This is a genomic window from Plantactinospora sonchi (assembly GCF_036422035.1).
Lineage (GTDB): Bacteria > Actinomycetota > Actinomycetes > Mycobacteriales > Micromonosporaceae > Plantactinospora > Plantactinospora sonchi.
Genome location: NZ_JAZGQK010000006.1, coordinates 199,100 through 223,653, shown reverse-complemented (window position 1 = coordinate 223,653; position 24,554 = coordinate 199,100). Strand labels below are relative to the sequence as shown.

19 protein-coding genes are annotated in these 24,554 nt (G+C 71.6%); 13 read left to right on the top strand and 6 right to left on the bottom strand.

What is annotated here, in order from left to right; genetic code table 11:
• The first annotated feature begins 295 nt into the window (after positions 1-295).
• The gene (locus V1633_RS07420; protein ID WP_331213441.1) at positions 296-1,825 is read left to right on the top strand and encodes a M28 family metallopeptidase; all 1,530 of its coding nucleotides are present in this window, start codon (positions 296-298) and stop codon (positions 1,823-1,825) included.
• Between the two features lie 153 nt (positions 1,826-1,978).
• Here V1633_RS07420 and V1633_RS07415 read toward each other — a convergent pair whose 3' ends face one another.
• From V1633_RS07415 to V1633_RS07405, 3 genes are all read right to left on the bottom strand, one after another.
• Entirely contained in the window at positions 1,979-3,208 is a 1,230-nt protein-coding gene (locus tag V1633_RS07415; protein WP_331213440.1) for a hypothetical protein, read from the bottom strand.
• Between the two features lie 143 nt (positions 3,209-3,351).
• Entirely contained in the window at positions 3,352-5,055 is a 1,704-nt protein-coding gene (locus V1633_RS07410) for a GTPase (RefSeq protein WP_331213439.1), read from the bottom strand.
• Positions 5,052-7,061 carry an ABC transporter gene (locus V1633_RS07405; protein WP_331213438.1) on the bottom strand — a complete coding sequence of 670 codons (2,010 nt, stop codon included), beginning with the start codon at positions 7,059-7,061 and terminating at the stop codon, positions 5,052-5,054. The genes V1633_RS07410 and V1633_RS07405 overlap by 4 nt, the downstream gene beginning before the upstream one ends.
• Before the next feature lie 301 nt (positions 7,062-7,362).
• On the opposite strand from V1633_RS07405, the gene dnaK reads away from it, so the two are divergent.
• The 7 genes from dnaK to V1633_RS07370 all read left to right on the top strand — a co-directional run bounded on the left by dnaK (position 7,363) and on the right by V1633_RS07370 (position 14,926).
• On the top strand, positions 7,363-9,249 hold the full coding sequence (dnaK, locus tag V1633_RS07400; RefSeq protein ID WP_331213437.1) for a molecular chaperone DnaK: 1,887 nt from the start codon (positions 7,363-7,365) through the stop codon (positions 9,247-9,249).
• A gap of 54 nt (positions 9,250-9,303) precedes the next feature.
• Positions 9,304-10,305 carry a nucleotide exchange factor GrpE gene (gene grpE / locus V1633_RS07395; RefSeq protein WP_331213436.1) on the top strand — a complete coding sequence of 334 codons (1,002 nt, stop codon included), beginning with the start codon at positions 9,304-9,306 and terminating at the stop codon, positions 10,303-10,305.
• Positions 10,306-10,499: 194 nt separating this feature from the next.
• A complete protein-coding gene (gene dnaJ, locus V1633_RS07390) occupies positions 10,500-11,684 on the top strand; it encodes a molecular chaperone DnaJ (RefSeq protein ID WP_331213435.1) in 1,185 nt (394 codons plus the stop codon).
• A 36-nt stretch (positions 11,685-11,720) separates the two neighbouring features.
• The gene (locus V1633_RS07385; protein ID WP_331213434.1) at positions 11,721-12,164 is read left to right on the top strand and encodes a heat shock protein transcriptional repressor HspR; all 444 of its coding nucleotides are present in this window, start codon (positions 11,721-11,723) and stop codon (positions 12,162-12,164) included.
• Between the two features lie 390 nt (positions 12,165-12,554).
• Positions 12,555-13,175: a DUF4360 domain-containing protein gene (locus V1633_RS07380; protein WP_331213433.1), complete on the top strand. Its 621-nt coding sequence runs from the start codon at positions 12,555-12,557 to the stop codon at positions 13,173-13,175.
• Positions 13,176-13,495: 320 nt separating this feature from the next.
• A complete protein-coding gene (locus V1633_RS07375) occupies positions 13,496-14,134 on the top strand; it encodes a DUF4360 domain-containing protein (protein WP_331213432.1) in 639 nt (212 codons plus the stop codon).
• Between the two features lie 159 nt (positions 14,135-14,293).
• Positions 14,294-14,926, top strand: a complete 633-nt coding sequence (locus V1633_RS07370) for a DUF4360 domain-containing protein (RefSeq protein WP_331213431.1) — start codon at positions 14,294-14,296, stop codon at positions 14,924-14,926.
• A gap of 264 nt (positions 14,927-15,190) precedes the next feature.
• On the opposite strand, the gene V1633_RS07365 is transcribed toward V1633_RS07370, so the two are convergent.
• The 3 genes from V1633_RS07365 to V1633_RS07355 form a co-directional block, all read right to left on the bottom strand.
• Positions 15,191-15,619 (bottom strand): hypothetical protein, encoded by a 429-nt coding sequence (locus tag V1633_RS07365; protein WP_331213801.1) that lies wholly within the window; start codon positions 15,617-15,619, stop codon positions 15,191-15,193.
• A gap of 324 nt (positions 15,620-15,943) precedes the next feature.
• Positions 15,944-17,152 carry a cation:proton antiporter gene (locus V1633_RS07360; RefSeq protein WP_331213430.1) on the bottom strand — a complete coding sequence of 403 codons (1,209 nt, stop codon included), beginning with the start codon at positions 17,150-17,152 and terminating at the stop codon, positions 15,944-15,946.
• 5 nt (positions 17,153-17,157) lie between these two features.
• Complete coding sequence (locus V1633_RS07355) at positions 17,158-17,658, bottom strand: cation:proton antiporter regulatory subunit (RefSeq protein WP_331213429.1); 501 nt, start codon at positions 17,656-17,658, stop codon at positions 17,158-17,160.
• A 116-nt stretch (positions 17,659-17,774) separates the two neighbouring features.
• Here V1633_RS07355 and V1633_RS07350 point away from each other — a divergent pair, with 116 nt between their 5' ends.
• The 5 genes from V1633_RS07350 (at position 17,775) to pyrE (ending at position 24,549) form a co-directional block, all read left to right on the top strand.
• Positions 17,775-18,896, top strand: a complete 1,122-nt coding sequence (locus tag V1633_RS07350) for a hypothetical protein (RefSeq protein ID WP_331213428.1) — start codon at positions 17,775-17,777, stop codon at positions 18,894-18,896.
• 148 nt (positions 18,897-19,044) lie between these two features.
• Positions 19,045-21,636, top strand: coding sequence for an ATP-dependent chaperone ClpB (gene clpB / locus V1633_RS07345; RefSeq protein ID WP_331213427.1), 2,592 nt, complete (start codon positions 19,045-19,047; stop codon positions 21,634-21,636).
• A 244-nt stretch (positions 21,637-21,880) separates the two neighbouring features.
• Positions 21,881-22,681 (top strand): hypothetical protein, encoded by an 801-nt coding sequence (locus V1633_RS07340; protein WP_331213426.1) that lies wholly within the window; start codon positions 21,881-21,883, stop codon positions 22,679-22,681.
• Positions 22,682-23,023: 342 nt separating this feature from the next.
• Complete coding sequence (locus V1633_RS07335) at positions 23,024-23,800, top strand: SDR family NAD(P)-dependent oxidoreductase (protein ID WP_331213800.1); 777 nt, start codon at positions 23,024-23,026, stop codon at positions 23,798-23,800.
• Positions 23,801-24,009: 209 nt separating this feature from the next.
• Positions 24,010-24,549, top strand: a complete 540-nt coding sequence (gene pyrE, locus V1633_RS07330; protein WP_331213425.1) for an orotate phosphoribosyltransferase — start codon at positions 24,010-24,012, stop codon at positions 24,547-24,549.
• Positions 24,550-24,554 lie beyond the last annotated feature (5 nt).

Sequence of the window (24,554 nt, the reverse complement as noted above, 5' to 3'; positions counted from 1 at the left end):
CACCACCTTGACGAGAAGCTACCACGACGGTTATCGTCAAGGGGACGAGAAACGGACCGTATCGGCTCCGCCACTCGGATCGGGTCGTCGACCGGCAACGACGGCCTTCGGCGGCGCCGGCCGGTACGGTCGGCGCCGCCGCCATGACCGGCCCACCCGAGTCCGACCGCACCGGAAATCCCGTCCTACCGTCCAGTAAGCACACTCCTGCGGTCTATTCACCGTCCAGTGACGCGTGGCTATGCTGACCTCCCTCGATAGGACCGGGTACCCCGGCGATCTGGCAGGAGGCAGCGTGGGTCGAACCAGCGGTAGGTGGAGTCGGGGCCTGTTGGCCACCGGCCTCGTGACAGCACTCGTGGTGGTGGCGGCACCCGCGCCCGCCCAGGCCGGCGGCCTGGGAAGCCTCGGCTCCTGGGCGTTGCGCAAGGCGGTCACGGCCAAGGGCGTGATGAAACACGTCAAGGAGTTGCAGAAGATCGCGGACCGCAACGGGGGCAACCGCGCCTCGGGCGCGCCGGGTTACGACAGGTCGGTCGACTACGCGGAGAAGGTCTTCCGGAAGGCCGGCTACCGGGTGACCCGGCAGCAGTTCGACTTCCAGACCTTCCTGATCAACACCCCGTCCGAGTTGCAGCGCGTCTCGGCCCCGGCCGGCGACCTGCCACACCGGATCATGAGCTACACCGGCAGCGCGGACGTCACCGCACCGGCGAGCGTGCCGACCGGCGACGCCCAGGGCTGCGCCGCCAGTGACTTCGGCCCGGCGAATGCCGGCACGATCGTCCTGCTGAGCCGGGGCACCTGCCCCTTCGGACAGAAGGCGACCAACGCGGCGCAGGCCGGGGCGGCCGCCGCCGTCATCTACAACAACGTCAGCGGGGACCTCTCCGGGACACTGGGCAACACGTACACCCTGGACTTCGCGGCCGTGGGCGTCAGCCAGGCGCTGGGCCAGGAACTCGTCGGCCAGGTCGCCGGTGGCCTCACCCTGCGGGTCTTCACCGACACCTACCGGGGCATGGCCAGCACCGAGAACATCTTCGCCGAGTCGCGCTGGGGCAACCCGAACAACGTGGTGATGGCCGGTGCGCACCTCGACTCGGTGCCCGAGGGGCCGGGGATCAACGACAACGGCAGCGGCAGCGCCGCCCTGTTGGAGATCGCCGAGAAGATGAGCTGGATACCGACGAAGAACCGGGTCCGGTTCGCGCTCTGGGGCGCCGAGGAGGCGAACCTCGTCGGCTCGACGCACTACGTGGCCAACCTCTCCGAGGCGGAGCAGGACCGGATCGCGCTGTACCTGAACTTCGACATGGTCGGTTCGCCGAACTACGTACGCTTCGTCTACGACGGTGACAACTCGGCGTTCCCGCCCGGCACCGGCTCCGCGGCCGGACCGCCCGGCTCCGGTGCGATCGAGGAGTTGTTCCACGACTACTTCGCGTCGCAGCGGCTCGACTCGGCCGAGACGCCGTTCTCCGGCCGCAGCGACTACGGACCGTTCATCGCGGCCGGCGTCGACATCCCGTCGGGCGGGCTCTTCACCGGAGCGGAGCTGATCAAGACGGCCGAGGAGGCCGCCGTCTACGGCGGTACGGCGGGGCAGCCGTACGACCCCTGCTACCACCAGCGCTGCGACGACATCAACAACGTCAGCGTCAAGGCGATCGACGAGATGTCGGACGCGATCGCGCACGCCATCATCACGTACGCCTTCGACACCCGTGGCCTGACCGCCCCGACCACCGGGCCGGCCGAGGGCACCACCGCGCCGGCCGGCGGCGGTGGTGGCCTGCACGACGACCACGACGTGGCGATCTGACCCGGCGGAGATCCGACGGGGGCGGCGCGACTCTCGCGCCGCCCCCCGTTCCCGTTCAGGTGTCCCGTCGCTGCCGGACAGGGCCGACCCGCACCGCATGCTGCTCCTGCGGCGGGTCGCACCGCCAGCGGCAGTGCCGCCGTGGACTTCCCGCTACGCGGGGTTGTCGTCGTCGAGCCGCTGCCGGTTCGCCTCGATCCAGGCGTCCAGCGCCTCCGGGTCGTTCGGGTCCACCCCGTCGGCGATGAGCTGCGCCACCGCCGCCGTCGCCGGGCTCCGCCGCTCACCGGTGGTGTAGAGCCGGACGAACTCCGGCACCATCTCCTCGATCGCCTCGTCGGTCTGGCTGACCGCCTCCGCCGGCAGGCCCCGGAGTCGGGCCGCGTACCCGGCCCAGCCCCGGACCACCCGGGGCAGCAGCGCCGCGTCGTCCATGTCCAGCACGGCCCGGCGGTGCACCCAGTCGAGCAGGAAGAGACCGGCCACCGCCGGACTCCAGCGCATCGGATCCGGGTCCGGGAAGGACTCCGAATGGTCCAGCACCAGGCTGAGGCAGAAGTGCAGGGAGGCGAGGTCCGCCTCGGGCAGCCGGTCCAGTCCGAGCCGGACCGCCTCCGGGGAGTCGAGGAAGGCGCGGACCAGCCGGTCGCGGTCGGCGGCGGAGAGCGGGTCGGGTTCGATGGTCCCGTCGAACGGGGCGGGGGTCGGCAGCAGGGCCAGCCGGGCACTGACCAGTGCCCGGTCGGTGGCGAGCGAGCCCTCCTGGGGCAGGGCCTCCAACTCGTCGGTGATGTCCAGGTGCCGGGCGACCTCGCGGCGCAGCCGGGACGGGTCCTCCTCGCGGAACCAGGTCAGCGCGTCGTCGGCGCACATCTGCCGGACCTGCTCCAGGATCCGCTCGGCCGGCCCGCCGACAAAAACGTCCTTGGTGATCCCGATGTTGTGGTCGACCAGGGCCACCACCGCGTGCTCCGGCCCGCCCGAGGTGCTGTCGTCGTAGGCGAAGGTGGCGAGGTAGGAGGTCTGGTCGCCGTACACGTCGCCGTAGGCGTAGCTGCCGGTCAGTCGTACCTTGCCGAGCTGGCCGGACCAGGACGGCGCCTGGGTGCCGGGCTTGACCCCGGCGGCGCCGTCGGCGTCCGGCACCAGGGAGGCGAAGACGGTCCGGATGGTGGTCGCGGCGGCGGTACGGCGTCGGGCGGTCGCGGAGAGGAAATCGCCGACGAAGGTACGCACCACGCTGCTGCGGTCCTCGTCCGCGATGGCGTAGACACTGCCCAAAAGTGCCGCACCGAGCATCTCCGCGTCGAGGGCGCAGTCGAGCTTCGCCACGTCACGCGCGGCGTGCAGTACGGCGTCAAAGGGGTTCTGAGGCGAAGCCATGGTTCGACCCTACGCCCGACGACGGCCCGCCAGCACCAGCAGCGCGCCGGGAAGGAACACCCCGGGCAGCGGGGCGGCCGGTCGGTCAGCGGATCGGCGCTGGTCAGATCGCCGGGCCGGGTGGAAGGAGGCGTACCGGTCGGTCAGCGGGGGCCGGCGGCGACCGCCAGCGCGGACCGGGCCTCGGAGTACGCCCGGAGCACCGCGCGGACCGGCACGATGACGTACCCCTGGGCGGTCTCGGCCACCGCGTCGTGCATCCGCCCCTCCGCCCGCCACCGCGCCCGCCGGGCGGCCCAGCGGACCACGGGCCTGGTCAGCAGCGTCAGCGCCACTCCGAGCAGCAGTCCGCCGAGCAGCAGCAGACTCGGGAGCGGGGCCACGCCGACCGTCGGGTATTCCAGTGGCGGGAAGCCGAGGGCACGTACCGCGTAGCCGAGGAGCAGCCAACCGAGTCCGACCGCGGCGGTGACGGTGACCAGCCACTGGATCGCGTTGACCACCCGCCACCAGACGGGTTCGCGGGGCAGCCCGAGGTCGGTGGTGGCGACCGCCCGGTCCAGCGCGTCCGGCAGGTCCGCGAGCCGGGACCGGGCCGCCGCGGTCACCGCCGTCGACCAGGGGGTCGGCAGCGCCGCGCCGGCGCGTTCGGCGACCGTCCGGACGGCCAGCCCGACCGCCGCGAGCTGTGCCGCGGTCGGCTCCGGCACCGATGTCGCCGGCACCGGGGCCGGGTCGTCCCGGTCGCCGTCCGGCGACCGGTCGTCGCCGCCGACCCCGGCGAGGTGCAGCCGACGCAGCGGGTCCGGCCGCAGTCGGCGCCAGCCACGGGCCAGCGGCCAGCCGGTCGCCGCGACCGCCCGGTGCCGGTACGCCTGCTCGGTCGCCTCGGCCACCGCCGGCACCCCGGCCGCGCCGGCGAGCGCGTCGATCAGCCGGCGCATCGTCGGCCGGTCGACGTCCTCCTCGGCGGGCGCCGCGCCGATTAGTCCGGTGAGTCCCTCGACCACGGCGTCCACGTCGCCGGAGAGCCGGCGCAGCGCCGCTTGTCGTTCGGCGACCGTCTGCTCCAGGGTGCCGCGCAGCGGTGCCGTACCGGCGTCGGTGAGCGCCGAGGTGGCGAGTACCGGGACGCCGGCGAGATCATCGGCGTCGAGCAGTCGGCGCAGGTCGGCCACGACCCGGGGCACCTCGGCCGACGGCAGCCGGTCCGCCTGGTTGAGCGCCACCACGGTGACGTCCCGGTGCCGGTGGAACTCCCGCAGGTAGCTGCGGTGCAGCACCCGGTCGGCGTACTTCTGCGGGTCGACCACCCAGACGACCAGGTCGACCAGGCCGAGCAGCCGGTCGACCTCCGTCCGGTGGGAGCGGTCGACCGAGTCGAAGTCGGGCAGGTCGAGCAGGATCAGTCCGTGCAGGGCCGCCTCGTCGGCGCCGTCCAGCGCGCTTTCCCGGACGAACCGGTGCCGGGGCAGTACGCCGACCCAGTCGAGCAGTTGGGTCGCGCCCTCCAACTGACCCCACACGCAGGCGTGGGTGACCCCGGTCGTCGGGCGTCGGACGCCGACCGGCGACATCTCGAACCGGGCCAGCGAGTTGAACAGGCTGGACTTGCCGCTGCCGGTGGCACCGGCGAGCGCGACCACGGTGTGGTTCGGGGAGAGGGCGAGTCGGGCGCCGGCACGTTCGATCAGGGTGTGCGCCGGTACCAGTCGGTCGTCGGGAAGGTGGCCGTCGACGGCCCGGACGAACCGGTGCACCGCGTCCAGTCGTTCGAACAGCCGGTCCGGGTCGGCCCGCTGGTCGGGCCGGAGCGTGTCGCGGACCCTGCCGAGGATGTCGGTCATCGGTCCGCCTCCGCGCCGTGCCGGTCGGTCGGCGGGACGCCGTCGGTGGTCAACGCGGTCCGGGTACGGGCGGCGTCGACGGACGCGGCCGCCACGCGGAGCCGCTCACCCGGCCCGGCGTCGACCCCGACCGCCGCGGTCCGGGCGAGGTACCGTGCCGCCTCCTCCTGCAGGAGCTGGTCGACCAGGTCCAGCAGTCGGGCCCGGGCACGGGTGGCGAGGCTGCGGATCGCCTGGTCGCCGAAGATCGCCTCGAGGACCTTCTGGGCGGCCACGGTGGTGCCCCCGGCGGCCGCCACCTCCAGCCCGGTCGGGATGAACGCCGTGGAGGCGAACACCGCGATCATGACGGCGAGCCCGGTGGCATTGACCGCGTACGCCGCACTGCGGGCCACGAACCGCTTGTCGCCGCCCTGGGCGCGGACCAGTTCCAGTACGCCGCGCTGCCAGTCGCGGACCAGGCGTTCCGCCCGTTCGGGCAGGTCGGCACCGGGTCTGGCCAGGTCGGAGGTGAGCAGGGCGTCGCCGGCCGGATGCGCCTGCCAGGCGGTGTGGCTCTGTTCGGCGGCGGCGGCCGCCGCCTCCCGGAGCAGGGTGACGAGTTGGGATTCGATCGCGGTCTGCAGTTGGGCGTTCGGCGCGGGCCGCCCGGTCGCCGCCGCGACGAGCCGGTCCCGGAGTCGACCGATCCGCGCCTCCAGGCTGCGGAACAACTCGCCGGTGCCGACGAACTCCTGCCAGCGGGCCAGGACCTCGCCACGGAGCAGCCGGCCGTCCCGCAGGCTCTGTTCCACGGACCGCCGGGCGCTCCGGTACGCCGCCCGGACCCGTTCGTCCAGCGCCTCGGCGGCCTGGACCTGCTGGTCGGCGGCGGTCGCCAGGCCACCGACCGCGGGTGTGAGCGCGGCGATGGCGCCGTCGAGGGTCTGCCGGATCACCGCCGACCGGGCGTCCGCGTCGGCGGCGAGTCGGCTGAACCAGGCGCGCAGCGGCTCGGTGAGCCGGCCGGGGAGCAGCCCCTGCCCGTCGACCACGGCCTCCGGCAGGACGAACAGTGGTGCGTTGGACAGGTCGTTGGCGGCCAGCATCTCGGTCAGGTGTTCGCTCACCTCGGTGGTGGCCGCCGGCGGCACCCGGTCGAGGACCAGTGCGATCACCGTGCCACGCAACCGGGCCGTACGCAGCAGCTCCCAGGGGACGGCGTCGGCGTACCGGGCGGCGGTCGTGACGAAGAGCCACAGGTCGGCGGCGGCGAGCAGCTGCGTGGCGAGGGCGCGGTTGGCGTCGACGACCGAGTCGATGTCGGGCGCGTCGAGGAAGGCCAGCCCGGCCGGGAGGGCGGGCGCGGCGACCAGTTGCAGGGCGTCCGGCCGGTCGGTGGGTTCGCTGGTCCGGGTCAGCCCGGGCAGCAGTTCGCCCCGCCGGAACCAGGTCGAGTCGAGCGGGCTGCAGACCAGGACCGGTGACCGGGTGGTCGGCCGGAGCACGCCGACCGCGCTGACCCGGGCCTGGACCAGGCTGTTGACCAGTGTCGACTTGCCGGCACCGGTGGAGCCGCCGACCACGACCAGCAGCGGCGCGTCGAGCCGGGCGAGTCGGGGCAGGAGATAGTCGTCGAGTTGACCGACGAGCGCGGTGCCGACCCGTCGGGCCTCGTCCACCCCGGGCAGGGTCAACGGGTACGCGGTCGCGCTGATCGCGGCCCGCAGGTCGACCAGGGCCCGGCGCAGATCGGGTGCGTGCCCTGGACCGCTGCCGGCGGTGTCAGCGGTGGCGGCCGCTCGCGGCTCGGCGGCACCGGGCGGCGGTTGCCAGGGTGCCGGGGCGGCGTCGGCCGGTGGCGGTGCCGGGGCGGCGTCGGGCGGCGGCTGCCAGGGTGCCGGGACGGTGTCAGCCGCGGCTGGTGGGGTGTTTCCGACCGGGCCGGGGCCGCCGTCACGGTCGGATGGTTCTGTTCCGACCGTGGGCATGCCGAGGCCGGTGGCCGGATCGCCATGGGTCGTCACGGGTAAAGACTGCCCGATCCCTGCAACACAGACAACAGGCACGGTTGCTTACGGATCAGCGCCGAGGCCCCGGTCGCCGGGTACGACGTACCGGGCCCCTGCGGTGACCCCGGTCGATGCCCGGTCGGGCCGGGTCGTCCCGTCTCGTACGGTCCGACGGGCGGTTGCGTCGATGTGACTCAAGTCTGACTTTGATGTTGCCGACGATCGTGGCACTATTGAGTCCGGTCCACTCAACTTGTGGTGGGTGCGTCGCGGGCGGTGCCCGTCACCTGCCGAGTAACGAAGCGAGGAAGCGAAGATGGCACGTGCGGTCGGGATCGACCTCGGCACGACGAACTCCTGCGTCAGCGTTCTCGAGGGCGGTGAGCCCACCGTCATCGCCAACGCCGAGGGCTCGCGGACGACTCCTTCGATCGTCGCGTTCGCCCGAAACGGCGAGGTGCTCGTCGGCGAGGTCGCCAAGCGTCAGGCGGTGACCAACCCGGACCGGACCATCCGGTCGGTCAAGCGGGAGGTCGGCACCAACTGGTCCGTCGACATCGACGGCAAGAAGTACACCCCCCAGGAGATCTCCGCCCGGACCCTGATGAAGCTCAAGCGGGACGCCGAGGCGTACCTGGGTGAGCGGATCACCGACGCGGTGATCACGGTGCCGGCGTACTTCAACGACGCCCAGCGGCAGGCCACCAAGGAGGCCGGGGAGATCGCCGGCTTCAACGTGCTGCGGATCGTGAACGAGCCGACCGCGGCGGCGCTGGCGTACGGCCTGGACAAGGGCTCCAAGGAGCAGACCGTCCTGGTCTTCGACCTCGGTGGCGGCACCTTCGACGTGTCGCTGCTGGAGCTGGCCGAGGGCGTCATCGAGGTGAAGTCGACCAGCGGTGACAACCACCTCGGCGGTGACGACTGGGACCAGCGGATCATGGACCACCTGGTCAAGACCTTCCGCGGCCAGCACGGCGTCGACCTGGCGCAGGACAAGATGGCGATGCAGCGGCTCCGGGAGGCGGCCGAGAAGGCGAAGATCGAACTTTCCGCCGCCACCACCACGAGCATCAACCTGCCGTACATCACGGCCGGGCCGGCGGGCGCCGACGGCACCCCCTCCGCGCCGCTGCACCTCGACGTGACCCTGACCCGGGCCGAGTTCCAGCGGATGACCCAGGACCTGCTGGACCGCTGCAAGGGCCCGTTCGAGCAGGCGATCAAGGACGCCGGGATCAAGGTCTCCGACGTCGACCACGTGATCCTGGTCGGCGGCTCGACCCGGATGCCGGCCGTCTCCGACCTGGTCAAGCAGCTCACCGGCCGGGAGCCCAACAAGGGCGTGAACCCGGACGAGGTCGTCGCGGTCGGCGCCGCGCTGCAGGCCGGTGTGCTCAAGGGCGAGGTCAAGGACGTCCTGCTGCTCGACGTGACCCCGCTGAGCCTGGGCATCGAGACCAAGGGCGGCATCTTCACCAAGCTGATCGAGCGCAACACCACCATCCCGACGAAGCGCTCCGAGGTCTTCACCACGGCCGACGACAACCAGCCGTCGGTGCTGATCCAGGTCTTCCAGGGTGAGCGCGACATCGCCGCGTACAACAAGAAGCTCGGCACGTTCGAGCTGACCGGGCTGCCGCCGGCGCCGCGCGGGGTGCCGCAGATCGAGGTCACCTTCGACATCGACGCGAACGGCATCGTGCACGTCAACGCGAAGGACCTCGGCACCGGCAAGGAGCAGTCGATGACGATCACCGGCGGCTCGGCGCTGCCGAAGGACGACATCGAGCGGATGATGCGGGACGCCCAGGACCACGCCGACGAGGACAAGCGGCGGCGCGAGGAGGCGGAGACCCGCAACCAGGCCGAGCAGTTGCAGTGGCAGACCGAGAAGTTCCTCGCGGAGAGCGGCGACAAGCTGCCGGGCGAGTCCCGGGACCAGATCAACGAGGCCCTGGGTGAGCTGCGGGCGGCGCTCGGCGGCACCGACCTGGAGAAGGTCAAGTCGGCCCACGAGAAGCTGGCCCAGGTCTCGCAGCAGGCCGGTTCGCTGCTCTACGCGCAGCAGGCCGAGCAGGGGCAGCAGGCGCCGGGTGCGGGTGCCGGGGACACCGGGCCGACCGGGGCGACCGGTGGCCCGAAGGGCGGTGCCGACGACGTGGTGGACGCGGAGATCGTCGACGAGGACGACAAGAAGTGACCCGTCAGCTCCCCACCCGCGTTGGCCGTACGCAAGACGGATCGAGGTAGTCGCATGACGGAAAAGCCACGAGCCGCCGGTCCGGAGACCACCGGATCGGCGCCGGGTGGCTCCGCGCCCGCCGGTACCGCCGACGAGCGCATCGTCATCCGGGACAAGCGGAAGATCAGTGTCGCCGAGGGGGCCGGGACGGGCTCGACCGGCGCCGACCCGACCAACGGCGCCAAGCCGGCCGGGAAGGACCCGAATCCCGACCCGGAACCGTCGGCCGTGGACGCGGAACCGGTCATCGCCACTGGTGAGGTCGACGACACCGGTTCGACGGACGCCGCCGTGGCGGTGGACGACGCGACGGCACCGGACGGCGGCCCGGAGGTGCCGGACTCGGTGGACACCGGGACCCGGACGGGTTCCGGAGAGACCGACCGGGCCGAGGCGGCCACGGACCCGGCCGAGCCGGACACCGACGGCGAGCCGGTCACCGCGGTGGTCGACGACGCCGAGATCGCCGAGGTGCTGGAGGCGGAGCAGCCGTCCGGCACCGAGGGGCCGGTGGTGGACGCTCCGGCCGCGCCGGTCAGCGGTGCCACCGGGCCGGGCGACGGGCAGCCCGCTCCGCTCGGCGCCGAACTGGGGGCGCTCCGGGCCGAACTCGACGAGCGGACCCGGGACCTGCAGCGGGTGACGGCGGAGTACGCCAACTACCGCAAGCGGGTGGAACGGGACCGGGGTGCGGCGGCGAAGGAGACCACCGGCAAGGTGCTGACCGCGCTGTTGCCCGTACTCGACGACCTGGACCGGGCTCGCGAGCACGGGGACCTGGTCGGCCCGTTCGGCACGGTGGCCGAGCAGCTGATCGGCACGTTGACGAAACTCGGCCTCACCCCGTTCGGCGAGAAGGGCGATCCGTTCGACCCGAACCGGCACGAGGCGGTCGCGCACCTCACCTCGGCCGAGGTGACCGAGCCGACCTGCGTCGACGTGATGCGTCGCGGCTACGAGTTCGGCGACAAGGTGCTCCGGGCGGCACTGGTCGCGGTGGCCGACCCGGAGTAGCCGGCGCGCGCCCAGGTTGAATGACCGTGGTGGGGGGGGGGCCCCCCCGCCGGGGGGGGGGGCCCCGCCGGGGGGGGCCCCCCACCCCACTACGGCGCGGGGGGGGGCGGCCCCCCCGCGGCGGGGGCGGGGGGGCGGGGGGGGGGCCCCCCCTCGACCATGAGACGGACGAGGAGGGAGGGGGTGGACGACCGATGAGTTCGAAGGACTGGCTGGAGAAGGACTTCTACGCCGTACTGGGGGTGGACAAGTCCGCCTCCGCTGACGAGGTCAAGAAGTCCTACCGCAAACTGGCCCGGGAGTTGCACCCCGACCGGAATCCGGGTGACGCCCCGGCCGAGGAACGGTTCAAGGCCGTCTCCGAGGCGTACGACGTGCTCTCCGACCCGCGCAAGCGCAAGGAGTACGACGAGATGCGCTCGCTGTTCGGCTCGGGCGCGTTCCGGCGCAACGCCCGGGCGGGCGGGCAGCCGGGCGGTTATCCGTTCGACGTCTCGGACCTGTTCGGCGGCATGGGCCAGCCCGGGGCCGGCGACCGTCGGTTCGGTGGGGCCGGCTTCTCCGACCTGTTCAGTTCGATCTTCTCGGGTGGCGGCGGGCCGGCCCGGTCGCGTGGCCCGGCCCGGGGTCGGGACGTCGAGGCCGAGGTGGTGCTCGGCTTCGACGAGGCGATCCGGGGCGTGACCATGCCGCTGGCGGTGCGTTCACCCGGTGTCTGCGACACCTGTTCCGGCAACGGCGCCAAACCGGGCACCCTGCCCCGAGCCTGTCCGCAGTGTCACGGCTCCGGCCTGGTGACCCGCAACCAGGGCTCGTTCAGTTTCTCGGAGCCGTGCCGGGAGTGTCAGGGTGTCGGCACGATCGTGGACGAGAAGTGCCCGGAGTGCCGGGGTACCGGCGGGGTGACCAAGTCGCGCACCATCAACGTCCGGTTCCCGGCCGGCGTCTCGGACGGGCAGCGGATCCGGCTCTCCGGTCGCGGTGAGCCGGGCGAGCGGGGCGGTCCGGCAGGTGACCTGTTCGTGCTGGTCAAGGTCCGCGACGACGACCTGTTCGGCCGCAGCGGCGACGACCTGACGCTGACCGTGCCGATCACCATCGCCGAGGCGGTTCTCGGTACGGACCTGCGGGTGCCCACCATGGACGGTGCGGTGACGCTCCGGGTGCCACCGGGTACGCCGAGCGGCCGTACCCTGCGGGCCCGGGGTCGGGGTGTGGTCCGCCGGGACGGCCAGGCGGGTGACCTGCTGGTCACCGTCGAGATCGTGGTTCCGGAGAAGTTGTCGGCCGAGGCCCGCGAGGCGCTGGAGGCGTTCGCCGCCCAGACCCCGCAGGCGGGACGGGAACATCTCGACGCGCGGTTGCGTCGTTCTAACTGACCGGTTTTCCGGCGAGGAGCGCGGAGGTGGGCAGAGGTGGCTGAGGAGTTTGTCGTCTCCATCGAGCAGGCGTCCGATGCCAAGGTGCTGATGATCTCGGTGGCGGCGCGGATGGCCGGCATGCACCCGCAGACGCTCCGCCAGTACGACCGGCTGGGGCTGGTCCAGCCCGGCCGGGCGCCCGGTGGCGGGCGCCGCTACAGCGTCCGGGACGTGGTGCTGCTCCGCGAGGTGCAGCGGCTCAGCCAGGAGGACGGCGTCAACCTGGCCGGCATCAAACGGATCATCGCCTTGGAGCAGTTCGTCGACGAGCTGCAGCAGCGGATGGCCCAGATGCAGGCGGAGCTGGAGGCCGCGTACCGGCGGATGGCGGAGCTGGAGTCGCTCGGCTTCGCCCGGCGTGACCTGGTGCCGACCAACCGGACCTCCACCGCGCTGGTCGTCTGGCGCCCGCGCCGCAACGCCGACCCGTCGGCCTGACCGGCGCGGACGCCGGCCCGCCGGTGAACTGTGGCCGATCGACCCGTCGATGTTTCGAGGCCATTACGTCGACCAACGGCGAAACCATTACGTCGATCGTTTACGAACCATTACCCCGTAATCGTCGCGAGGGTGCATCGTATTAGGCGTCCCTGCCGGTCACGGTGGTCGGAGCCGACGCGCGCCCGTACCCGGAAGCGGCCGTCACGCCGCCTCCGGATGTCGGTCTTGCCGCCCGGCGGCGTCGATTGCGACGGATAGATCAAACGGACCGTCGTACGACTCGCCGGTAACAATCTTCCCGGCAAAGTGATTGATTGACGTCAATCAATGTGTTAGCTATGGTTGGCGGCGGACGCGACCGCATCGTGACGATCGGAAGGAACAAGCATGTTCAACGTGACGGCTGTCAGCGGCGTCCTCGCGGCACTGCTCGCCTCGACGGTGGCCACCGGGCCCTCGGCACTTCTCGACGAAAAGATCGCCATAAGTGTGGAGACCGTCAATGGATCGGGTTGTCCGGCGGGCACCGCCAATGTGAGCACTGCGGCCGACAACACGGCCTTCACCATCACCTACAGCGACTATCTCGCCCAGGCGGGCGGTGGGGCCAGGCCGACCGACGCCCGGAAGAACTGCCAGTTGAATCTGCGGGTGCAGGTTCCCCAGGGCCTCACCTACGCGATCTCGCAGGTGGATCTGCAGGGGTTCGCACACCTGCGGCGGGGCGCCACGGGCCTGCAGGTGTCGCACTACTACTTCACCGGGATGTCGGCCACCGCGCAGACGAGCCACGAGTTCACCGGTCCCTACAGCGATGACTGGCGTGCGACGGACCGGGCGGCGACGCTGGTGTACGCCCCCTGCGACCAGCAGCGTCTGTTGAACATCAACACGGAGTTGCGGGTCGACGCCGGCAGTGCCGACGCCGAGAGCACGAGTTTCATGACGATGGACTCGACCCGGGGCAGTGTGCGCAGCGTCTACCACCTCAGTTGGCGGCAGTGCTGACCGCCGTGACATGACCGGCGGATAAAGGCGCCGACGGGCCCCTCGGGCCGGCCGATGGAAATTCCATCATTCCATTCGGCCGATCCGGGGGGCCTTCTGTCTGAAAGGGCCACGCGGCACCAGGTGTCGCCGTCCCGGTGATTGTGGTCGGCCGGCCGTTCCCGAATGTGGGACGGTCGGTTCTGTCTATGAGTTTCCCGCGCGAAAACGATTACCTCGGCAAGGTGGAAACCTGAACGTAACACATTGACTTCTATCTATTTATAAACGTAGGGTGAGCCTGCGCGCGCAACTCTATCGGCACGATCGGGAGGAAACCCATGATCAGTGTGCTGGCCATCGGCAGTCTTGTCGCGTCGTTGTTCTCCGGCCCGATAATCATCGTCCCGACGGAACCACCGCCGGCCGAGAAGATCGTCATCGACGTCGTGACCGTCAACGGATCGGGCTGCCCCGCCGGTACCGCGGCCGTCGCCGTGGCACCGGACAACACGGCCTTCACGGTGACCTACAGCGACTATCTCGCCCAGGTCGGTGTCGGCGCGCGGCCGACGGACTTCCGGAAGAACTGTCAGCTGGCCCTGCAGGTGCACGTGCCCTCGGGCTTCACCTACGCCATTCTCCAGGCCGACTACCGCGGTTACGCCTACCTGGAGGACGGGGCGACGGCGACGCAGCGGGCCAACTACTACTTCCAGGGGACGTCGCCGACGACGTACAAGAGTCACCCGTTCAGCGGGCCGCACGACGACAACTGGCAGACGACCGACACGTCCGACGTCACGTCGCTGAGCTACGCGCCCTGTGGCGAACTGCGGTTCCTGAACATCAACACGGAGCTCCGGGTCAACGCCGGTACCTCCGACCCGAGGACCACGACCAGCTTCATGTCGATGGACTCCACGGACGCCAGCATCAACACCACCTACCACTTCGCCTGGAAGAAGTGCGAGCAGTAACCCGAATTTCCACTCCGGGCTGGGGTGCCGGACGACGCCCTTCCGACAGCCCAGCCCGGAGCACGGGTACCCGGGCCGGTCCGGACCCCTCCGAACCGGCCCACGTGGAGCAGAGACAGCGGCCGACGGCCGCGTGACGACGATCGGAAGGAGCACGTCATGATCAACGCGCTTGCCATCGGCGGCCTCATGGTGTCGCTGTTGGCAGCACCGGTGCCGACCGAGCCGGAGACTCCCCCGCCAGCGGAGCGGATCACCATCGAACTGAAGACGGTCAACGGCTCGGGTTGCCGGGCCGGCACCGCCGCCGTCGCCCCCTCACCCGACAACACGTCCTTCACGGTGACCTACAGCGACTATCTCGCCCAGACCGGCGACGGTGCACGGCCCACCGACTTTCGGAAGAACTGCCAGCTCGTGCTGCAGGTCAACGTCCCGGCCGGGTTCACCTACGCGATCGCCCAGGCGGACTACCGGGGGTTCGCCCACCTGCAGCGCGGGGCCAGCGGTCTGCAGCGGGCCAACTACTACTTCCAGGGAACGTCGCCGACGACGTCGCGGAGCCACACCTGGCCCGGGCCGTTCAGTGACAACTGGCAGGCGACCGACACCACCGACGTCGCCTCGCTGGTCTACGCGCCCTGCGGTGAGGTGCGCTACCTCAACGTCAACACCGAGTTGCGGGTGAGCGCCGGAAGCTCGGCTCCGTCGACAAGCAGCTTCATGGCGATGGACTCGACGGACGGCAGCGTGAACACGACGTACCACTTCTCCTGGATGCGATGCGAGTAGCCGCCGGTCCGTCGCCTCCCGGGTTCGGCCCCGGCGGTTCGGAGGGCTGGGTAATCTGCCTGGTAGTGCGGCTCGCCGCGCTACCAGGCCACCGCGCTGTCCGGTGGCCTGTCGGTCCCGGCGACCGGTGCGGCGGCACGACCGGCGGGCCGGGATCCACGGGGGGTCCCGGCCCACTGTGCTGCACCCGTCCGGTGCCGGCGTCGCGGTGAGTCCCACGGTCGGCGTGGTCGCCGCCGGAGCTGTCCGCGCGGAACCTTCCCCCTACAGGCGGCGGCCCTGCCGGACCAGGCCGCCCTCGCACCAGTCGGGGTAGTGGAACAGCTCCGGGCGCGCCTGCAACATCCGGGTGTTGTACGCCCAGATCGCCATCGGCTCGTCGCCCTGCTGTTCGGCCTGTTCGACGAGTTTGCGCAGCCGCCGGCGTGGATGGGCGCGGAACTTCGTCCGGATCCCGTCGGCCGCGTAGATGTAGAGGCAGTGCAGGGCGAACCGGCGGGCCGGACAAGACGGGTCCATGGCCAGGTCGAAGAGGGTCGTGATCAGGTGATCGCCGGAGACCAGCAGATCCCAGTCCTGGGGCATCGCGTGCAGGGGCACCGAGTCCGGCTCGTACGCCCAGGCGCGCAACTCGGCCGGGGAGGGATCCACGGGATTGGCGAAGCCCCGAAACGTCGAGTCGTGCACGCTCAACGGGCCGCCCTTCCGCTCGCGCAATCGCTGGCCACCCGGGCCGGCCGGCCGGGCCGAGCAGCTGTCGCGGCGACACGGTAACGCGCTGTGGCCGGACAGCAAAAGGGCAGCCACGAGCTATTTCATCAACCCGTTACCTGCCTGGTCACCCGGCCCGTCCGCCGTCCCGCCAGGTGGTCGGGGCACCGGCCCGTCCGGCGTCCCGGCCCGCGCCGGACCGCCGGGTCGGAACGCTGAGGGTCGGGTCGGGTTGCTGAGGGTCGGGTCGGGACCACCGGACCGTCGGCGGAAGACCGGAGCGTCTCCCGCCGACGACCGGCCCGATCACTCGGTGGCCGCTACCGGCGGCCGGGGACCGGCAGCCGCCGCCTGCTTGCGCAGCCAGCGCTTGAACCAGCCGAAGTCCGGCAATCGGGCCAACATCGGGCCGGTCACCACAGTGACCAGCACGTACGCCGTGGCGAGCGGGCCGAGTTGCGGATTGACCACGCTGGCGCTGACGGCCAGTCCGGCGATGACGATCGAGAACTCGCCGCGTGGCATCAGCGCCAGTCCGGTACGCCACCGACCGGGCAGTGCGATCCCGACCCGCTTCGCGGCGAAGTACCCGGTGATCACCTTGGTGGCCATGGTGACCACGGCCAACGCGATCGCCGGCAGCAGCACCGGCGGGATGTCCCGGGGGTCGGTGTTCAGCCCGAAGAAGACGAAGAAGACCGCGGCGAACAGGTCCCGCAGCGGCGAGAGCAGTTCCGTCGCGTTGTGCGCCACCGGCCCGGACAGCGCGATGCCCACCAGGAAGGCGCCGACCGCGGCGGACACCTGCAGGCCGGCGGCGAGGCCGGCGACCAGCAGGGTGAGCCCGAGGACGCCGAGCAGCAGCGCCTCGGGGTCCTGCGGGGAGAACATCCGGGAGATGCCGTTGCCGTACCGGATCGCCACCACCAGCACGATGACCACGGTGGCGACCGCGATGACGAGCGCGATACCGCCGCCGAGCAGGCCCTGGCCGCCGAGGATCGCGGTCACCAGCGGCAGGTAGAGGGCCATCGCGAGGTCCTCGATGACCAGGATCGACAGGATCACCGGCGTTTCCCGGTTACCGAGCCGGCCCAGGTCGGCCAGCACCTTGGCGATGACGCCGGACGACGAGACCCAGGTGACGCCGCCGAGGACGATCGCCCCCACCCAGCCCCAGCCGAGCAGGAAGCCGAAGGCGACGCCGGGCAGCGCGTTGAGCAGACCGTCGAGCAGGCCGGCCGGGGCGGCGGCGCGGAGGTTGCCGACCAGTTCGTTGGCCGAGTACTCGAGGCCGAGCATGACCAGCAGCAGGATCACGCCGATCTCGGCGCCGACCGCGAAGAACTCCTCGCTGGCGGACAGCGGGATCAGTCCGCCGTGCCCGAAGGCGAGCCCGGCGAGCAGGTAGAGCGGGATGGGCGAGAGCCCGATCCGTCGGCTGAGCCGACCGAGCATGCCGAGGGCGAGCAGCAGCGCGCCGACTTCGATGAGCAGAATCGTGGTGTGGTGCATACGCGTCAGCCGTCCGGGTCGGTCTCGGCGAGGATCGCGGTGACGCCGTCGAGGCCCTGACGGGTCCCGACCACGACCACCACGTCGCCGGTCTCGAACCGGAAGGTCGGTTCCGGGGAGGGGATCACCTCACGTTCCCGGAGTACCGCGACGATGGACGCCCCGGTACGGGTGCGGGTCTGTGTGTCGCCCAGCCGACGGCCGACGTACCGCGAGCCGGCCGGGATCGAGATCTGCTCGGTGAGCAGCCCGGCGGCCTGCTGGCGCAGCCCGGAGAGCTGACCCAGCATCAGCGACGCGCCGAGGATGTCGGCCAGCGCCTCCGCCTCGTCGTCGGTGAGCGGGATGTCGGCGGTGCACGAATCCGGGTCGTCCGGGTCGTAGAGCACCAGATCCCGCCGGCCGTTGCGGTGCGTGACCACGCCGAGCCGGCGGCCGGAGGCGGTCACCACGTCGTGGCGTACACCGATCCCGGGGAGCGCCGTCTGTTCCACACGTACTCGCACCCGGGCAACGGTACCGTGCGCGGTCGGGGCGTCGAACACGATGTCCGGCGGCCTGCCCGCCGACGGTGGGAACCTCGGGGCCGTCACCGGGCTCGATCCCGGTGGGAGGTGGGCTGATGCGGGTTCACCGCGTCCGACGGGACGCTGTTCGGGTCGCCGCCGTGACCGCCGTACTGGCGGTGGTGGTGGCTCCGGTCGCCGGATGTTCGATCGGGGACGTACGCCGGGATCCACCCGCCCCGACCCGGTCGACGGCCGCCGCCGACGGCCCGGTGCCGGTGCCGGAGCGGGCGGTGCGGTTGGCGCTGCCGGCGTCCGCCCGGTTGCAGCAGGTCGAGTTCGTGGACGCCGAACGTGGCTACGCCCTGTTCGTGGTCGGCGGCACCGACATCCCGGCCGCCCCGGTCTCCTCCGGCCTGCTGTTCGGCACCACCGACGGCGGGCGGTCCTGGCAGCCGGTACACCATCCCCGCCTCGACGGCCATCCGCAGCTCCACGCCGGGCACGGGCTGCTGGTGCTCGTCGTGGAGGGGACCGTCTGGTACGTCTCCGCCGACCAGGGCCGGACGTTCCGCCGCCTCGAGGGCGAACGCCCGCCGGACGCGTACCACCAGCTCGACGGCCGGTTCCAGCTCTGCTGCGACGGCGACGCCCGGCCGAAGGTGGTGGAGTGGGCCGGGGATCGGTTCCGCCCGCTGCCGGCACAGCCGTCGCTGTCCCGGCCGGAGTTGCTGGGGTACGGGGGCGGCCGGCTGGTCGTCGCCAGGCTGTCCGCCGGCCGTGCGTACGTCTCGGTCTCGGACGACGACGGACGGAGCTGGTTGCCGCCGGTGCCGCTCGGCGACGGGACCTGGTCGGGGCTGCGCGCGGCGGTGGCACCTGACGGCGACGCCTGGCTGATCGGGTACGCCGACGACCGCACGCTCTTCCCGACGCTGTGGCGGCGGGACGGACCCGGCGGAGGGTGGAGCCTGACCCGCCCGGTGGACCCGCCGGAGCGGTTCACCTCGGCCGTGCCGCTTGGCGGCGGACTGCTCGCGGTGACCGGCCCGGACGGTGCCGGTCTGGTCGGACGCGGCAGCTACCTGGCGCTGGGCTGGCCGGTCGGCGGGGCGCACCTGCGGATGCTGCCGGACGGCACGCTGTTCGCCGCGGATCCGTCGACCGGACAGGCCTGGCTGGGCCCGGGACACGGCACCGAGCGGCGCTGGGTGACGTTGCGGCTGGGACCGGCGTGATCGACATCACCGTCGAGAAGTTGAGTGGAATACACTCAACTCTGGTTGTGTCGTCACCAGTGGAGGTCGCCCCGCCGTCGGCGGCGGCGGTCGTCACGCTGTCGGTGCCGGTCCGTGCCCACGACCGGCGGGACCGTATGGGGAGCTCATGAACGCCGAACGTCTCACCACGAAGAGCCGCGAAGTCATCACCGGCGCGGTCGCGACGGCGAACCAGCGCGGCCACGCCACCGTCGAGCCGTGGCACCTGCTGCTGTCCCTGCTGGACACCGGCGGCTCGACCGCGGCCGGACTGCTGCGCGCCGTCGGCGCCAACCCGGCCGACATCCGACGGGCCGCCGCCCGGGCCGTGGAGACCCAACCGGCCGCCCGCGGATCCAGCGTCGCCGAGCCGAGCCTGTCCCGCGAGTTCGTCAACGCGATCGGGTCGGCCGAGCAGATCGCCCGCCCGCTCGGCGACGAGTACACCTCCACCGAGCACCTGCTGGCCGGGCTGGCCCGGGTCGGCGGCGCGGTGGCGAAACTGCTCCAGGAGGCCGGTGCCACCGAGGAGAACCTGGTCGCCGCCTTCCCGGCGGTACGCGGCGGGGACCGGCGGGTCACCACCGCCGACCCGGAGCAGACCTACCAGGCCCTGGAGAAGTACGGCGTCGACCTCACCGAACAGGCCCGGGAGGGCAGGATCGACCCGGTGATCGGCCGGGACGCCGAGATCCGCCGGGTGGTCCAGGTGCTGTCCCGGCGTACCAAGAACAACCCGGTGCTGATCGGCGAGCCCGGCGTCGGCAAGACCGCGATCGTCGAGGGACTGGCCCAGCGGATCGTCGCCGGGGACGTACCCGAGTCGCTGCGGGACAAGAAGCTGGTCTCGCTCGACCTCGGCGCGATGGTCGCCGGTGCGCAGTACCGGGGCCAGTTCGAGGAGCGGCTCAAGTCGGTGCTGGAGGAGATCAAGAACTCCGACGGCCAGGTGATCACGTTCCTCGACGAACTGCACACCGTGGTCGGCGCGGGCAAGGGCGAGGGCTCGATGGACGCCGGCAACATGCTCAAGCCGATGCTGGCCCGGGGTGAACTGCGGATGGTCGGCGCGACCACCCTCGACGAGTACCGCGAGCACATCGAGAAGGACCCGGCGTTGGAGCGCCGCTTCCAGCCGGTGCTGGTCGGCGAGCCGACCATCGAGGACACCATCGGCATCCTGCGTGGCCTCAAGGAGCGGTACGAGGTGCACCACGGCGTACGGATCACCGATGCCGCGCTGGTCGCCGCCGCCAGCCTCTCCGACCGGTACATCACCGACCGGTTCCTGCCGGACAAGGCGATCGACCTGGTCGACGAGTCGGCGTCCCGGCTCCGGATGGAGATCGACTCGCGGCCGGTCGAGGTCGACGAGATCGAGCGGGCGGTACGCCGGCTGGAGATCGAGGAGATGGCGCTGGCCAAGGAGCCCGACCCGGCCTCGGCCGAACGCCTCGAACGACTCCGCCGGGAGCTGGCGGACAAGCGCGAGCAGCTCACCGCGCTCAGCGACCGGTGGAAGCTGGAGAAGGACCACATCACCCGGATCTCCACCGCCAAGGAGGAGCTGGAACGGCTCGGCGGCGAGGCGGAACGGGCCGAACGGGACGGCGAGCTGGAACGCGCCGCCGAGCTGCGCTACGGCCGGATCCCGGAGTTGAAGGCCGAGCTGACCCGGGCCGAGCAGGAACTCGCCGGGCTGCAGGCGGACGGCGCGATGCTCAAGGAGGAGGTCGGCGCCGACGACATCGCGGCCGTCGTCGCCTCCTGGACCGGCATCCCGGCGGGTCGGCTGATGGAGGGCGAGACGGCGAAGCTGCTGCGGATGGAGGACTCGCTCGGCACCCGGGTGGTCGGCCAGGCCGAGGCGGTCGCCGCGGTCTCCGACGCGGTCCGGCGGGCCCGTGCCGGCGTCGCCGACCCGGACCGGCCCACCGGCAGCTTCCTCTTCCTCGGCCCGACCGGCGTCGGCAAGACCGAGTTGGCCAAGGCGCTCGCCGAGTTCCTCTTCGACGACGAGCGGGCCATGGTCCGGATCGACATGAGCGAGTACGGCGAGAAGCACTCGGTGGCCCGGCTCGTCGGTGCCCCGCCCGGCTACGTCGGGTACGAGGAGGGCGGCCAGCTCACCGAGTCGGTGCGTCGGCGACCGTACTCGGTGATCCTGCTGGACGAGGTGGAGAAGGCCCACCCGGACGTCTTCGACGTGCTGCTCCAGGTACTCGACGACGGACGGCTCACCGACGGGCAGGGTCGTACCGTCGACTTCCGCAACGCGATCCTGATCCTCACCTCGAACCTGGGTTCGGCGGTCGTCTCCGACCTGACGCTCGGGGACGAGGAGCGGCGCGAGGCGGTACTGGCGGTGGTCCGGTCGCACTTCAAGCCGGAGTTCCTGAACCGCCTGGACGACATCGTGGTCTTCGCCTCGCTCACCGGCCTGGAACTGCGCGGCATCGTGGACATCCAGCTCGACCGGCTGCGCCGCCGGCTCGCTGACCGCCGGCTCAGCCTGGAGGTCACCGACACGGCCCGGAACTGGCTGGCCGAGCACGGGTACGACCCGATCTACGGTGCCCGGCCGCTGCGCCGCCTGGTCCAGTCGGCGATCGGCGACCGGCTGGCCAAGGCGCTGCTCGCCGGTGAGGTGCGGGACGGCGACACGGTCCGGGTCGACCTGGCCGACGGCAAGGAGAGCCTGACCGTCGTCCGGGCCTGATCCGGCGCCACACCCCGAACCCGGGTACGGCCGGGTGTCCGTTCCGACGGGCACCCGGCCGTACCGGTTCCGGGTCGGCCGTGGTTCGGTTCGGCACCGTTCGTTCAGTACCGATACGGTGGTTCCCTGATCCATCCGTTCCTGACCATTGAAGCCCGGTCAGTGGACCGGATCAACGGAACCTGATCCACGAGCCTCGATCCCACACCGCGATCCACGGACCTCGACCCAGGAGAGGAGAGCCGTGTCGGTACCAGCGAATCCGACGACGCCGGCTCCGCAGGCGCGCCCGGTCACCGTGACCATCTCCACCTACCTCCTCTATCTGACCGCGCTCATGTTCGTCGTGATCGCGGTCGCCGGGCTGGCCACCATCGGCCCCACCACCGACATCCTCGACGAGTTGTACGCCGGCACCGAACTCGAGGGCGCGAGCGGACTCACCACCGGGATCCTCGTGGGGAGCGGGGTGGTGAACATCCTGGTCGGCATCGGTCTGGTGGTCCTGGCCGTGCTCAACAACGGTGGCCGGAACGTCTCCCGGATCATCACCTGGGTGATCGGCGGGCTCGGCATCCTGTGCTGCCTCGTGCCGGGGCTCGGCGGCGCCGCGCTGGGCGGCACGCTCAGCGGCATCGGGGGCAGCTCGGGAGACGTGAACGTGCCGGATCCGCAGGAGGTCCAGCGTCGGCTCGAGGACGCGGTGCCGGGCTGGACCACCCCGGTCAGCCTGGCCGCCACCGTCATCGGCCTGCTGGCACTGCTGGCGGCGGTGATCCTGCTCGCGCTGCCCGCGTCGAACGCGTACTTCCGGCGGCCGGCGGCGGCCGGCTGGGAGCCGCCGCTGCCGGGTACGCCGTACCCCGGTCAGCAGCCGCCGTACCCGGGCCAGCCGTACCCCGGACAGCCGTATCCGGGCCAGCAGCCGCCGTACCCGGGTCAGGAGCCGCCGTACCCGGGTCAGTCCCACCCCGGCCAGCAGCCGCCGCAGCCGGGTGGCCAACAGCCGGGGCAGCAGCCACCGAACAACCCGCCGTCCAGCTGACCGGTCGACACCACGGCCTCCGGGGAACGGATCCGTTCCCCGGAGGCCGTCGCGTCGGTGCCGGCCACCGCGCCGTCGGGCCCGCTGTGGGGTTCCGCTACCGGAGCCGTTCGGTTACCTTGGCTCAGCGGTACCGGCGGCGGGACGCGGAACCGTCGTCGCGCCGGACGCGCCGGCATGTGTCGAGCCCGCCGGCCCGGCTGCCGCTCCTGTCGTACGTCGGAGCAGCCGTCGATCGGGGGACCGTCCGTGGTGCCAGCCTTCACCCGACGTGGCCGGGTCCCCCGTCCCGCCACCGCCCCGGATGACCCGGCTCCGGGCCGGAGCCGTCGCCCCCGCGCCCTGGTCACCGGAGCCACCGCCGGCATCGGTGCCGCCTTCGCCCGCCGACTCGCCGCCGACGGCCACGACCTCGTCCTGGTGGCCCGGGACGGCCAGCGGCTCGCCGACCTCGCCGCCGAGCTGACCGGCCGACACGGCGGCACGGTCCGGGTACTGGCCGTCGACCTCTCCACCGACGAGGGATGCGGCGCCGTCGAGGACCGGCTCCGCGACCCGGCCGAGCCGGTCGACCTGCTGGTCAACAACGCCGGGATCAGTCTCAACCGGCCGTTCCTGCACTCGACCGCCGCCGAGGAGGTCCGACTGCTCCGGCTGAACGTGCACGCGGTACTGCGGTTGACCCTCGCCGCCCTGCCAGGGATGACCGAACGTGGACACGGGGCAGTGATAAATGTCTCTTCCGTTGCCGGATTTGGCCCGGTGATGCCGGGGTCGACGTACTCGGCGAGCAAGGCGTGGGTGACGAACTTCAGTGAGTCGATCGCCCAGTCGGTCCGCCGGTACGGCGTACGGGTCATGGTGCTCTGCCCCGGCTACACCCGTACCGAGTTCCACGACCGGGCCGGGATCGACATGTCGAAGACTCCGGAGTGGATGTGGCTGCGCGCCGACGACGTCGTCCGGGACGCCCTTCGTGACCTGCGACGGAACCGGATGGTCAGCGTGCCGGACTGGCGCTACAAGGCGGTGGTCTTCGGGCTGCGGCATGCGCCGGGTCGGCTGTGGCGGGCGGTGGCCCGGGACACCCGGGGGCGGATCGGCCGCGAGGAGAGCTGACCCGGCACCGGTCCGTACCGGTGCCGGCCGGGTTCGCGACGTCGACCGGAATCTGGTCGGTCCGACCGGATGCGAACCGGAAGCAGGCAAGATTCAGTGCGGAGAGTAGCCGATTTTGTGGCTGCTCGGCCACCGTCGAACCCGTCCGCACGGCCGCCGCGCCGGGTCGGCCGTTCGGCTTTCATCTCGGCGCAGTACCCTTACCGGCCATGGGGGACCACGACGACCTGCGTAAATTCATCACTGACCTCGCCGTCGTCCACGGACGGGTGGTGCTGTCCTCAGGCCGTGAGGCGGACTGGTACGTCGATCTGCGGCGCGTGACCCTGCATCACGCGGCGGCACCGTTGGTCGGTCGGATCATGCTCGATCTCATGGCCGACTGGGACTACGACGCGGTTGGCGGTCTGACGTTGGGTGCGGACCCGATTGCCGTCTCGATGCTGCACGCCGCTTCGGCGCGGCAGCGTCGGTTGGACGCTTTCGTGGTGCGCAAGACCGGGAAGACGCATGGTCTGCAGCGCCGGATCGAAGGTCCGGACGTGAGTGGTCGCCGGGTAGTGGCCGTAGAGGACACCTCCACGACGGGCGGCAGTGTGCTGACCGCAGTGGAGGCGTTGCAGGAGGCCGGGGCCGTGGTCGTGGGCGTGGCGGTTATTGTTGATCGAGGTGCGGGCGACGCCGTGCGAGCCGCCGGACTGCCATACCGGGCAGCCTATACGTTGGCTGACCTCGGCCTAGTGGCCTAAAAGTT

Excerpts from the sequence above, each read along its gene's own strand:
- V1633_RS07410 (WP_331213439.1), bottom strand. The coding sequence starts at position 5,055 with ATGACCGACATCCTCGGCAGGGTCCGCGACACGCTCCGGCCCGACCAG.
- grpE (WP_331213436.1), top strand. The coding sequence starts at position 9,304 with ATGACGGAAAAGCCACGAGCCGCCGGTCCGGAGACCACCGGATCGGCG.
- V1633_RS07375 (WP_331213432.1), top strand. The coding sequence starts at position 13,496 with ATGATCAGTGTGCTGGCCATCGGCAGTCTTGTCGCGTCGTTGTTCTCC.
- dnaJ (WP_331213435.1), top strand. The coding sequence starts at position 10,500 with ATGAGTTCGAAGGACTGGCTGGAGAAGGACTTCTACGCCGTACTGGGG.
- V1633_RS07415 (WP_331213440.1), bottom strand. The coding sequence starts at position 3,208 with ATGGCTTCGCCTCAGAACCCCTTTGACGCCGTACTGCACGCCGCGCGT.
- V1633_RS07350 (WP_331213428.1), top strand. The coding sequence starts at position 17,775 with ATGCGGGTTCACCGCGTCCGACGGGACGCTGTTCGGGTCGCCGCCGTG.
- pyrE (WP_331213425.1), top strand. The coding sequence starts at position 24,010 with ATGGGGGACCACGACGACCTGCGTAAATTCATCACTGACCTCGCCGTC.
- V1633_RS07380 (WP_331213433.1), top strand. The coding sequence starts at position 12,555 with ATGTTCAACGTGACGGCTGTCAGCGGCGTCCTCGCGGCACTGCTCGCC.
- V1633_RS07360 (WP_331213430.1), bottom strand. The coding sequence starts at position 17,152 with ATGCACCACACCACGATTCTGCTCATCGAAGTCGGCGCGCTGCTGCTC.
- clpB (WP_331213427.1), top strand. The coding sequence starts at position 19,045 with ATGAACGCCGAACGTCTCACCACGAAGAGCCGCGAAGTCATCACCGGC.
- V1633_RS07370 (WP_331213431.1), top strand. The coding sequence starts at position 14,294 with ATGATCAACGCGCTTGCCATCGGCGGCCTCATGGTGTCGCTGTTGGCA.
- dnaK (WP_331213437.1), top strand. The coding sequence starts at position 7,363 with ATGGCACGTGCGGTCGGGATCGACCTCGGCACGACGAACTCCTGCGTC.